The sequence below is a fragment of the Parachryseolinea silvisoli genome, from assembly GCF_021190955.1.
Lineage (GTDB): Bacteria > Bacteroidota > Bacteroidia > Cytophagales > Cyclobacteriaceae > Ohtaekwangia > Ohtaekwangia silvisoli.
Genome location: NZ_JAIOAO010000004.1, coordinates 192,957 through 205,480, shown reverse-complemented (window position 1 = coordinate 205,480; position 12,524 = coordinate 192,957). Strand labels below are relative to the sequence as shown.

Here is a 12,524-nt window from a genome sequence, read left to right as displayed (position 1 = left end):
GAATGAATGGTACAGGTGCAGGTACTCGGTTGTTTAGTTTCGTACAAATGCTTTGATCGTGGCGCACTGTTGTCCAACAGACTCACCATGTGGCCTAACCGTATACTCTCCTACGGCTGCTGGCACAATAAATGTTTCTGCATAGTGTACCACAAACGGCTCAAATGCGCCGGAGGGGCTTTCGACAATCGCTTCTCGTCCTTCAATCAGGTTAAGCACATTGACTGTGTTATCCGTATGATGTGGCACTGTGCCGGTAAACCAATGCCGACGGGTCTCAATGAATTGCGAGGCATGCAAGCCCGTTTTTTCTTCGATCCAACCGTCGCCCTGTCCGATCTTCTCAACGGCATTGATAAGGTTTTCCTTTGTCCACTCCGTCTGACGATCCCATTGAATTACTTTCTCACCATGGTCAATGTGAATGGGACGCGGCCTGCCGTCAAGGCCTAAGCGATCCCAGTCCCACAATTTAAAGGTGAAGATGTAGGGGGTGGCGCTGATCTCCAGCACCATGCTGTTGCGCCCGGAGCAATGTATCGTTCCCGCGGGGATGAGCACGTGGTCGTGTTTCTTTACAGGCCACTTGTTTACGTACTTTTCGGCATCGAACTTACTTGTTTGCTGAGCTTCTCGTAGCTTATCAATCACCTCCGTTGGATTTATACCGTTCTTTAGGCCGAGGTATACTACGGCGTCCTCGCGGGTATCCAGCATATAGTAGCTTTCGTCCTGTGTGTAGTCCAGGCCGAAGTGCTCTTTGATATATTCTTTTGTGGGGTGTACCTGTAAGCTCAGGTTGCCCCCGTCCATGGTATCGAGAAAATCGAAACGAATGGGAAACTCTTTGCCAAAACGTTGGTAAATATGCTCCCCCAGCAGCGACTGCGGATACGCGAACACCAGGTTGATGGACGGTATTTCAACGACATGCTGCCCGAATTGCAGCAACAGGCTGTTCTCTTCAGGCACACAGTCAAAACACCAGGCATAATTCTCTGCAGACTTGTCGAGGTCGCATACTTCCTTCATCCACTGTCCACCCCACGGGCCCGGATCAAAAAATGGCACCACGCGGAAAGGCCTGTGCGATGCCAGTTTCAGTCCATGCCGAACAGACGCGCCGCGCACAAGCTTGGGCTCATCGTGTTTATTCGTATCCAGGACATAGTCCCATGAGTCCATCAGGGTTTGTTTGTGGCGGTCCAACACGCGCCAGTCTACAAAGAATCCTTGTTTATATTGCTGTGCGAAAGTATCCTGTTGGTTGTGCACGCCCAGGTTGTTCACCTCGTGCCGGCGCATGCGCAGTTGAATTTCCCACCGCGCCATGTCGGCATAAACCAGGATATCGCCCCGGCCGACCATGGCGGCAGCGCCCTCTCCTACTACCACGGTCACGCCCTGGCCAGATGCCACTTGCTTTTTGAGCGTCTCAACAGCTTTGGGGTCAAAGTAATCCTGGATTTCCAACGATGTCAGTTTACCAAAAACACGGTCATCCGTCAGGTAGGGATATACCATCTTGCGAATGTCCTCCTCATTCTTATACGCCGTGCGGGCGACAACAAAGGAATCATATACCAAGGTTTCGCGCAGGGTCTTCTCGAGGGGCTCCGTATACACCCCCTGGTAGCAATCGACCACCAGCACAACGTTTGGCTGTTGTTGTCGTTTTTCGGTAATATGTTTCTGAAGCTGGGTAGCTATGTGTTTCCAGCCTGCCCAGCAATTCTCGTCAGTCGCCTCCACCCGGATAGCCGGATGTTTATCATAATTTGATGTTATCGTAGTTCCGTTAACCGCTGCTCCTGCTGTCAAATCGCTTCTATTCATCATGACCCTTATCTGTCTTTTCATTTGTGCATTTCGCCCACACTTACCCATTTTGTAAAAATGTGTGTATGTATGAACATTCAACAAGTCAAAACTAGCGCAAATGTTTGAACCACCAAAAAAACGGCTCTCTTTTTATCGCCAGTGGCGTAAAACATCAAATTTTGTAGCGTAAAAAGTTATGAAAAGCGAATTCCGTTTTGGCTTTAAAGAACATGCACGCGACGTGAAACTTTAAATTAACAGGTGAAGGAGGTATAGCTGTGACTGTTGCGAGGTTTCTCTCTGTTATGTCTTTCGGTAGATGAGTATTGCATAAAAAAAAGACCGGCTGAGAAACTCAGACCGGCCGGGCTAACCTCGCTTGTCAAAAACGATTTTATAAAATATGGAGCGCTTGTAATACTTCGATTATACCATCGGGCAGTGCGACGCCGCTAAAAAATATACCGACGGAAAAGACTTTGTGCTCGGATGCTGCGCGGCGGATAGCCAGCGGCAATGAGCTTACTGATAAGGTCGAGAATAACAAGGCAAACAACAACGTAAGCACCAGTACGCCTATCGGCTGTTGCACCACAAAGAGCAATGTCATGACGGGTACGATCAGGAACAAGCTGCCGTAAAAAGTCTTACGCAGCCCCAGTCGCGTGACCACGTTGCTGGCTGGCCATGAGGCAATGGCCGACAGCACCAGAATATATACCAGTAGTACCTTGCCGTTGGCAGCATGCAGCCACGCGCCGATGTGCGGTTGCAGCACATCCGGGAAGAGATTGAACATGACCGTGGTGGCCGTGCCCAACGCTATGCCCAGTAGGAAAATGTGGCCATAGCGTGCTTTGCCCAGATCTGCATCAGCGTCTGCTTCTTTCTCTCTGCCGGCCTGCGTTTTGAACAGGTGCAGCGAGTTCTTTTTCAGGGCCAGGCCGGATAGGGCCACGACTGCCCCACCCGCCATGAAGGTGGCCGGTGCGCCGGCGTAGTCGATGATGTCGACAATGACAGGTTCCAGCGCATAGACCAGGTTGCCGATGATCGTGAGTAAAGCCATGGCCCGTGGCAGCTGCTCGACGGGGGTAAAGAGTTCAAGCGTGGACAGTGCCGGGCTGGTGAAGATGCTCATGGCGATGAGCCAGCAGATAATCAACACCGGCAGTATCCATTTAAAAGTTTCGCCGGGGTGTGCCAGGAGCGTAAAGGCTACGGCCATAAAGATCATGGCGGCAAAGCTGATGCCCGCCGAGATAATGGGAATACGATGTCCCTTCTCGGCGCGATATCGGTCGCCCAGCAAGCCGGCCAGGGGTGGTGTAACGGTCACAATGATAGCTTCTGCCACGACGAGCAAAAGCGAAAACTGCGTGAAGTGAAATTCAACGAGCAGCTTGGGTTGATAGCGTTGGTACGCTATCCAGCCGATGACCACCGAGGCATACAGGGCGGCCAGGCTCCAAAGCTGCTTCCACCGGATTTCCGGCTCGGGTTTCATGGCAGCAAGAATTTTCATAAAGGTGTCTCAGGTGCCTTATCTACGCAACGCGATGGCCCGGTGGATTTCGATCCGGCCAGATTATTCCTGCCCCTGCATTTTGAGGCCATTTTACCCGCGATCGTATGCTCATTTTCTTTATTTTTGCGGCCTTATGGACCCTGGCGGCAGTTACAACCGCTGCCAAAACGGTGCTCCATGAGCCCAATACTTATTGATATGCTTTCGACAAAATATAACCCTGCAGAAGTAGAAGACAAGTGGTACCAGTACTGGATGAAAAAAGGCTTTTTCCACGCCAAGCCGACTTCCGGAAAAGAACCATACACCATCGTCATCCCGCCGCCGAACGTGACCGGCGTGCTGCACATGGGCCACATGCTGAACAACACCATCCAGGACGTACTCGTGCGTAAAGCACGTATGGAAGGCAAAGAGGCCTGTTGGGTGCCGGGCACCGACCATGCCTCGATCGCCACGGAAGCCAAGGTCGTTGCCATGCTACGCGAACGCGGCATTAAGAAGTCAGACCTCTCCCGCGACGAGTTCTTAAAGTATGCGTGGGAATGGAAGGAAAAGTACGGTGGGATCATCCTTGAACAGCTGAAAAAGCTCGGTGCCTCCTGTGACTGGGATCGCACCAAGTTTACCATGGACCCCGACTACTATGACGCCGTGGTCGATGTTTTCATCGACTTGTACAACAAGGGTAATATCTACCGCGGCATGCGCATGGTCAACTGGGACCCTGCCGGCAAAACGGCATTGTCGGACGACGAAGTTATCCACCGCGACGTTCCCTCGAAATTATACCACATTCGCTACGCCATCGAAGGCAGCCAGGATGAGTATGTAACCATCGCGACGGTACGTCCCGAAACGATCATGGCCGACGCGGCCATCTGCGTTAACCCTGCCGACGAGCGGTACAAACACCTGAAGGGCAAGCGTGCATTGATCCCGCTGATCGACCGCGCTATTCCCATTATAGAAGACGAATATGTCGCGATGGATTTTGGCACGGGCTGTTTGAAAGTAACGCCCGCGCACGACATGAACGACAACGAGCTTGGCCGCAAGCACAACCTGGAGGTGATCGACATTCTTAATGAGGACGGCACGCTGAACGAAAAGGCCAGGCTATACATTGGCGAAGATCGTTTCATCGCACGGAAGAAGATTGCCAAAGAACTCGAAGCTACCGGCTACCTGGTGAAGGCCGAAGAGTATACCAGTCATGTGGGCTTCTCGGAAAGAACGGACGCTGTGATCGAGCCACGCCTGTCACTGCAGTGGTTCCTGAAAATGGATACCATCACCAAGCCGGCGCTGGAGCACGTCATGAATGACGACATTCAACTTATTCCGCCGAAGTTCAAGAACACCTACAACCACTGGATGAGCAATGTGCGGGATTGGTGCATCTCCCGCCAGCTGTGGTGGGGGCACCGTATACCGGCATGGTATAATGCCGCCGGCGACCACGTAGTAGCGAGAACCGAAGCCGAAGCTCTCACGCTCTTCCAGGCCAGGAACCCGAACGTTACCGCCGCCGAAATTCGCCAGGATCCCGACGTGATGGACACCTGGTTCTCGAGCTGGCTGTGGCCTATCGCCGTTTTTGATACCACGGTATTTAAAGATGGCAACGCCGGCAACGCCGACCTGAATTATTTTTACCCCACCAATGACCTGGTGACGGCTCCGGAGATTCTTTTCTTCTGGGTGGCGCGTATGATCATTGCAGGCTATGAATACCGCGGCGCCATGCCGTTTAAGAATGTATACCTGACGGGCATTGTGCGCGACAAGCAAGGCCGCAAGATGTCGAAATCGCTGGGCAACTCACCCGATCCGCTCGATCTCATTGCCACCTTCGGCGCCGACGCCGTGCGCACGGGTATGCTGTTCAGTTCCCCGGCGGGCAATGACTTGCTGTACGATGAGAAGCTGATTGAGCAGGGCCGAGACTTTAACAACAAAATCTGGAACGCTTTTCGATTTGTGAAGGGCCTGACAGTAGCCGACATACCGACTCCGGAAGAAAATACTACGGCTGTCGCATGGTTTGACGCACAGCTGCAAGCGTCGCTGACCGAGTTAAACGACCACTTCAGCAAATTCAGAATGTCGGACGCTGTGAATGCCGTACGCAAGCTGGCGTGGGACGACTTCTGCTCGTGGTACATCGAAGCTATCAAACCGGAGTTTGAAAAGCCGATCGACAGGATGACGTATAACCGCACGGTTGGTTTCTTCGAAACCCTGTTGAAGGTAATGCACCCGTTCATGCCGTTCATTACCGAAGAGCTGTGGCACGAACTGCAAGATCGCACCGAAGACGACTGTGTGATCCGAGCAGCATGGCCTGTGGTGAGACCGTTGACGCCCCTGGAAGACGACCTGATGCTGGAAGCACGATTGGCGTTTGAAATTATTACCAAGGTACGTAACACGCGCAATTCAAAAGGCATGTCGCCGAAAGCGACGCTGACGCTACTCGTCAAGAATAGTGAGACGGTACCCGTAAAGGCATTCTGGCCGGTGGTAAAGAAGCTGGCAAACCTGGATGACATTAAGTTTGTAACGGAGGCGCCGGCGGGGCAATCATCGCCGTTCCTGGTGCGGTCGACTGAGTTCTTTATTCCATTGGAAGGAAAAGTGGATGCTGAAAAGGAACGCAAGGAACGTGAAGAAATGCAGAAGGAATTGATTTACCAGCAGGGATTTTTGGAGAAGGTGAATCGGCAACTTTCGAATGAGAAGTTTGTGGCGGGTGCACCGCAGAAGGTGCTGGACGCGGAGAATAGAAAGAAGGCAGACGCTGAGGCAAGGATTAAAGCGCTGGAAGAAGCTTTGAGCCGGTAGGCATCTCTGGCTTGTGCCTGTAAAAAAAGGCTTTCTGAGATCATCAGAGAGCCTTTTCTTTTCCTGGTTGACGGAAAAGTAAACATATCCATTCCAGGAAACTATGCCGGAAAACATACATCCGCTGCTGAACAACCGAAGTAATGCGGTGGCCGGAGAGGACGTTGGCTTTTCCGTATCTGGTGGCTACCGCGAAGTAGCACCTTTGGGAATGAAGGGATGCTGATTAGATTCTTTGGGCGGTTTTGGCAGTATGCTTGGGAGCCTCCTTTTTCGTATAGGTAGGACAAGTGTACTGGCTGCACGCTGAGATGAAAGCTGCTAAGAGTGCGAATGCAACAATCTTTTTCATGTTATAGAATTGGTTACTAACAAAAATATGGTTCTTTAATAAGAAAACAAATGCGAAAAGGTGCAATCGACGCGGTTTTCTTACTCCACCATCAAATTACATCCTCGAATATCACTATTGTCCATCCGTCCAAGGACCTCAAATGCGCCTGATCCATATACTTTTCCCAGGTCTTCGGTTTCCAGGAAGGAAATCGTCTGGAAGTTTGCCAGGTCTACGACGTTAATCCCCGCCGTTTCATCAAGTAACCCCTTGCGTAGCGGATCCGTCACTTCCCGGCCCGTAATACGCATCCAGGGTGGGCATTTAAATGTATATTTTCCGGTTGTATAGGCCTGGGAAAGTAACTCAGTCATGCCGTATTCGGAGAATACCGGTCGCGCATGCAATCGTTCATATAAGGTTTGGTGCAGCGCGGCGCGGGTAATTTCCTTGCGTCGCCCCTTCATGCCCCCGGTTTCAAAGATCAGGCAATGGCTGAGGTCGACGTCGTGTTTTTCAGCCAGGTCCAGCAAGGCAAACGATACTCCCCACAGGATGATCTTTTTAGCGGTATGGCGCAGCTTCTCTACATCGGCCAGCAGCTTGTCTGTCTGGTGCAGGTAGTACGCCGAATATTCGGATTGGCTGTTTTTTATGAAATAGTCCATCATGGCAATGAGCGACGAACCTTGCCGCTCGAGGTACGATGGTAACAAGGCCAGGAAATGGTAGTCTGTCAGGGGACCAAAAAAGAACTCAAAACACCGCTGGGCGTGTCGATGGTAAAAGGCCAGCTGCCCGACGCCGTGACGACTCGTGGCCGCCCCGGTGGTGCCGCTGCTGGTAAAGATCACTTCGGGCGTCCATTGGCCGGTTTGCAGAAAATGCGTCTTAAAAAACGATATGGGTAAAAACGGGACGTCCTGCCAATGCCTGATCGCGGCCGGGGCTACGCCCAGGTGACGAATAAAGGCAGCGTAAACGGGGTTGTTCCCGGCCTGGAAACGAAATACCTCCAAAGCAATATCATTGAAGGTGTCATCGTTTACCGAGTATAATTTCGATTCAAAATTTTTAAAAGTATCCAAGCGTCGTTAACTTGACCGGGTCCAAAAATACGGAAATGAGAGTTATAAAAAGTTTGTGCCTGTTTGGTGGTTTGGCGTGGATGATCAGTGCCTGCTTTGAGTCGCCTGAATATCCCAATACGCCCAAAATAGCCTTTGAAGGCGTCTCTTTCCGTGAAGTGAACGGCTCCGACTCGCTGACCCTGTCCATGTCGTTCCAGGACGGCGACGGCGACCTGGGTTTGGACGCAAACGACCCGCGCTACCAGGCAGCTCCCTATAATTCGTACACCTACGCGATCAAGAATGGTTCACCGGGTGGATTTGACAAGGGCATTGTACCTTTCCGCATTGCCGACGACGACACGCAAGCGCTCGGACTCGACCGGATCGACTTCATCCGCCCCACGACCCAAAATCAAGGGATACTGTTGACGGACAAGGCCCTGGACGATCCGGCGTATTACGCCACCATGCCGGCGGACATCTATCCCAACACTTGTACTACCTATCATTTCGACTCCGTGTACGTGCTGGAAAGCGACAACCTCATCGATGAAACATTTACAGTAAAGAGACGGATTGCCATACAAGGAGACAACCTTCTGAAAGTAGAAGGCCGTTTTGTAGTCGAACGTAACCCGACCTCATTCAACATCGAAGTAGACTTCGAATATCTACTGAAAACCGACCAAAATCCGAATGGTGAGTGGACTTCTTACGACTGGACGCGCGATAGTGAGGCCAAGACCTGTGCACCGTCTTTTGACGGCCGGTTCCCCGTACTCACACAAGACGACGGATCGTTGGATGGGATCATCCGGTACCACATGGTGTCGGAAGGTTTCGTCGGCATCTTTGGCATGAGTACACAATTACGACTGACAATCAAGATTCGCGATCGTGCATTGAATGAAAGTAACACCATTGTCACACCGCCCTTTACGCTTGCCGAGATCCGACGGTAACAGCGCCGCGGTAGCACCAGTATAAAAAAATAAGCCGGCTAAACCGGCTTATTTTTTTTATCGATATAATGACGGGAATCTGTTGGCGTCTGTTTCGTGCATCATTTCATACACGACTTCGAACACAGTCTCCGGATTGGGCTTTGTAAAATAATCGCCGTCGGATGCGTAGGCCGGGCGATGTTCGCGCGCAGTGATTGTCACCGGCTTCGCATCGAGGTAACGATAAGCATTCTGTACCTCGAGCACCTGCTGCATCATAAACGAGCTCGCGCCACCCGGTACATCCTCGTCCGCGAAGACGATGCGGTTGGTTTTCCTGACCGAGTCGGCAATGCGGTGGGTCACGTCAAACGGCAGCAGTGTCTGTACGTCGATCACCTCGCACGAGATGCCGGCTTGCTCCAGTGCTTCCGCAGCTTCCATCACTACGCGGCACATCGATCCGTATGTAACGATGGTCACGTCGGTACCCTCGCGGAGTACTTCGGGCATGCCCAGGGGTATCGTGAACTCGCCGACGTTATCGGGAATACGTTCCTTGAGGCGATAGCCGTTGAGGCATTCGATGATCACTGCCGGGTCGTCTGCCTTTAACATGGTATTATAAAAACCTGCCGCCTGTGTCATGTTACGCGGCGTAATGATATATATCCCCCGTAAGCTGTGCAGCAACATGCCGATCTGCGAGCCGGCATGCCATACACCTTCCAGGCGGTGACCACGGGTGCGGATAATGAGCGGAGCTTTTTGTCCTCCCTTGGTACGGTATTGCAAGCTTGCCAGGTCATCTGACAGTGTCGGCAAGGCGTAGATAAAATAATCGAGGTATTGTATTTCGGCAATAGGGCGCAGGCCGCGCAGGGCGGTACCGATGCCCTGGCCGATGATGGTACACTCGCGAATGCCGGTATCGGTCACGCGCAGCTCGCCGTGTTTAGCTTGCAGCCCTGCAAAGCCCTGGTTTACGTCTCCGATCTTGCCGACGTCTTCGCCAAAGGCCAGCACACGCGGGTCGCGTGAAAGGGCGGCGTCAAAGCATGCCTGCAGTACTTCGCGTCCGTCTACGATGGACGAGTGCTCGTTATACTTTGCTGGAATAATCTCCTGTTTCAGCGCCGACTCGTCGGACTCGCTATACAAATGTGAGCTATAGCGACTGTGGTTGTCTTTTTCAGCAGCGGTCAACCACGCGATGAGCGCGGTCTTGGCATCGTGGCTTTCTTCGCGGAATAAGCGTAATGCTCTTTTCGCGGCACGCATGGTCTCGAGTCGTGTAGCGTTGATGGTCGTCGTTAACTCGTTGCGCAGCAAGGCTATCTCCTCGCTGTTGCGGCTCATGCCTTCGGCTTGTTCGAGGATCGTCGTTACCTGAAGCTGGTCGCGTTTTACATCTTCTGTGAAGGCTTTCCACGCGCGTTCTTTGGCCTGGCGTGCAGTTTGTTTCGCTTCCTTCTCGATATCGTCGAGCTCTTCCGGCAGGATCATGACTTCCTGGACGAGCCACTCGCGCATTTTTTTAACGCAATCATGTTCGACCTCCCACGCCAGGCGCTCTTTGGATTTATAGCGCTCGTGCGAGCCCGACGTCGAGTGCCCCTGGGGTTGTGTCAGCTCTTCGACGTGCAGCAGCACCGGTATATGTTGCTCGCGGCAGATCGTCTCGGCACGCTGGTAGGCCTCCATCAGCGCGGTGTAATCCCAGCCGTTGACGGTAATGATCTCAAACCCGTTTTCGGTTTCGGTGCGCTGCAGGCCCGCAAGCATTTTCGAGATGCTGCCTTTAGTCGTGTGATACTCTTGCGGTACGGAGATGCCATAGCCGTCATCCCAGATCGATGTTAGCATGGGCACCTGCAATACACCCGCCGCGTTGATGGCTTCGAAGAACATGCCTTCCGACGTTGAGGCATTTCCAATTGTACCAAACGCGATCTCGTTGCCGTTAACGGAGAAGTCTGTATAGCGTTGCAGGTCGGGATTGTTGCGGTATAATTTAGACGCATATGCCAGGCCCAGCAGACGCGGCATCTGCCCGCCGGTGGGCGATATGTCGGCGCTGCTGTTTTTTATATCGGTCAGCTTGCGGAACCGGCCTTGCTCGTCGAGCGTGCGGGTGCCGAAGTGGCCCGTCATCAAACGACCTGCTGTGGATGGATCCGCCACGATGTCGGTATGGGCGTATAATTGCGCAAAGAATTGCTGTATGGTTAGCTCACCGATGGCAAACATAAAGGTCTGATCACGGTAGTAGCCTGAACGGAAGTCGCCGTTGCGAAACACCTTTGCCATCGCAATTTGGGCGAGCTCTTTGCCGTCGCCGAAGATACCGAACTTGGCCTTCCCCATAAAGACTTCCTTGCGGCCAAGTATGCTGGCTTCGCGGCTTTCCAACGCCAGGCGATAGTCGGAGAGAATCTCTTTTACTCTCGCCTGTGTGAATCGGGTCTTTGCTTCTTTAATCACGCTCAAGATTTCCGGATTTTAGTGCTTGTGTTCAGATCAAAAATAGACAATAGTTTTACGTTTCAAAAGCGTTTGGCCGACGGGGTCCTTCGCAACTGCTTTTTTTCGATGGCGCGAATACAAATTTTATTTCGAGAATAGTTCTTCTCCAACATTTTTGTTGAACGAAAGGAACATTAACAGGCAATTATTCCGATTAAAAATCATCTTTTGCCAACTCCCTGTTTGTGAGCGGGTGGCTGCTATATTTGCACGAAATTCTAAACCATATCCAAGCATGATCATTGGCGTACCGAAAGAAATCAAGAACAATGAGAACCGTGTCGCGCTGACTCCGGCAGGCACACAGGAACTGGTAAAACGCGGCCATACCGTATATGTCCAAACGACAGCAGGTTCCGGCAGCGGTTTTCAGGATGACGAGTATCAAAAGGCCGGTGCCACGTTGTTGCCCACCGCAGCCGACGTCTTCGCAAAAGCCGAAATGATCATGAAGGTAAAGGAGCCTGTCGAACAAGAGTATAAATTAATCCGCAAAGATCAGCTGGTCTTTACCTACTTCCACTTTGCATCGTATGAGCCGCTGGCCAAAGCCATGCTCGAAAGTGGCGCCATCTGTCTCGCATACGAAACGGTAGAACGCGCCGATGGCAGCCTGCCGTTGCTGGTGCCGATGTCGGAAGTAGCCGGTAGAATGTCTATTCAGGAAGGTGCTAAATACCTCGAGAAGCCGCTCAAAGGCCGCGGTATTCTCCTCGGCGGCGTGCCGGGTGTAAAGCCTGCTAAAGTACTGGTATTAGGCGGTGGTGTAGTCGGTACCAACGCTGCGAAGATTGCCGCCGGTATGGGTGCCGATGTAACGATCGTGGACCTCAACCTGACCCGCCTGCGTTACCTGGACGACGTCATGCCAAAAAACGTGCACACACTCGTATCAAACGATTATACCATCCGCGAGCAAGTGAAGGACTCCGACCTGATCATTGGTGGTGTACTGGTGCCCGGTGCAAAAGCGCCGAAGCTTATCACCCGCGACATGCTGAAGACGATGCGTCCCGGCACAGTACTGGTGGACGTAGCAGTAGACCAGGGCGGCTGTATTGAAACGTGCCGTCCGACAACACACGAAGACCCAACCTTTATCATCGACGAGGTCGTACACTATTGCGTGGCCAACATGCCGGGCGCGGTGCCCTATACTTCTACGCTGGCGCTGACCAACGCTACCCTGCCGTATGCCATCCGGTTGGCCAATCAGGGCTGGAAGAAGGCGTGCCAGGAAAGTCAGGAGCTGCGCCTGGGCTTGAACGTCATTCAAGGGCAAGTAGTGTATAAGGCTGTCGCCGACGCTTTTAATTTGCCTTATACCGACGTCAGCAACTATTTAGCCTAATTGTAAATTAAACGGGCCTGACGTAAGTAATTCTTACACCTAAAACAAACAGGTCTTCCATAACAAGGGGCCTTCCTGCCGTCAGGAAGGCCTTTTTTGG

General features: G+C 52.3%; 7 protein-coding genes. 3 read left to right on the top strand and 4 right to left on the bottom strand.

Annotated features, from left to right (window positions below; all coding sequences use genetic code 11):
• Positions 1 to 33 precede the first annotated feature (33 nt).
• On the bottom strand, positions 34 to 1,839 hold the full coding sequence (locus K7P01_RS23875) for a class I mannose-6-phosphate isomerase (protein ID WP_267297097.1): 1,806 nt from the start codon (positions 1,837 to 1,839) through the stop codon (positions 34 to 36).
• 376 nt (positions 1,840 to 2,215) lie between these two features.
• Positions 2,216 to 3,346 (bottom strand): MFS transporter, encoded by a 1,131-nt coding sequence (locus tag K7P01_RS23870; protein WP_267297096.1) that lies wholly within the window; start codon positions 3,344 to 3,346, stop codon positions 2,216 to 2,218.
• A 180-nt stretch (positions 3,347 to 3,526) separates the two neighbouring features.
• On the opposite strand from K7P01_RS23870, the gene K7P01_RS23865 reads away from it, so the two are divergent.
• Positions 3,527 to 6,196 carry a valine--tRNA ligase gene (locus tag K7P01_RS23865; protein ID WP_267297095.1) on the top strand — a complete coding sequence of 890 codons (2,670 nt, stop codon included), beginning with the start codon at positions 3,527 to 3,529 and terminating at the stop codon, positions 6,194 to 6,196.
• A 432-nt stretch (positions 6,197 to 6,628) separates the two neighbouring features.
• Here K7P01_RS23865 and K7P01_RS23860 read toward each other — a convergent pair whose 3' ends face one another.
• Positions 6,629 to 7,618, bottom strand: coding sequence for an acyl-CoA synthetase family protein (locus K7P01_RS23860; RefSeq protein ID WP_267297094.1), 990 nt, complete (start codon positions 7,616 to 7,618; stop codon positions 6,629 to 6,631).
• A 35-nt stretch (positions 7,619 to 7,653) separates the two neighbouring features.
• Here K7P01_RS23860 and K7P01_RS23855 point away from each other — a divergent pair, with 35 nt between their 5' ends.
• Positions 7,654 to 8,565, top strand: coding sequence for a hypothetical protein (locus K7P01_RS23855; protein WP_267297093.1), 912 nt, complete (start codon positions 7,654 to 7,656; stop codon positions 8,563 to 8,565).
• Between the two features lie 57 nt (positions 8,566 to 8,622).
• Here K7P01_RS23855 and K7P01_RS23850 read toward each other — a convergent pair whose 3' ends face one another.
• The gene (locus tag K7P01_RS23850; RefSeq protein ID WP_397311135.1) at positions 8,623 to 11,037 is read right to left on the bottom strand and encodes an alpha-ketoacid dehydrogenase subunit alpha/beta; all 2,415 of its coding nucleotides are present in this window, start codon (positions 11,035 to 11,037) and stop codon (positions 8,623 to 8,625) included.
• Between the two features lie 271 nt (positions 11,038 to 11,308).
• On the opposite strand from K7P01_RS23850, the gene ald reads away from it, so the two are divergent.
• Positions 11,309 to 12,424: an alanine dehydrogenase gene (gene ald / locus K7P01_RS23845; protein WP_267297092.1), complete on the top strand. Its 1,116-nt coding sequence runs from the start codon at positions 11,309 to 11,311 to the stop codon at positions 12,422 to 12,424.
• Positions 12,425 to 12,524: the final 100 nt, after the last annotated feature.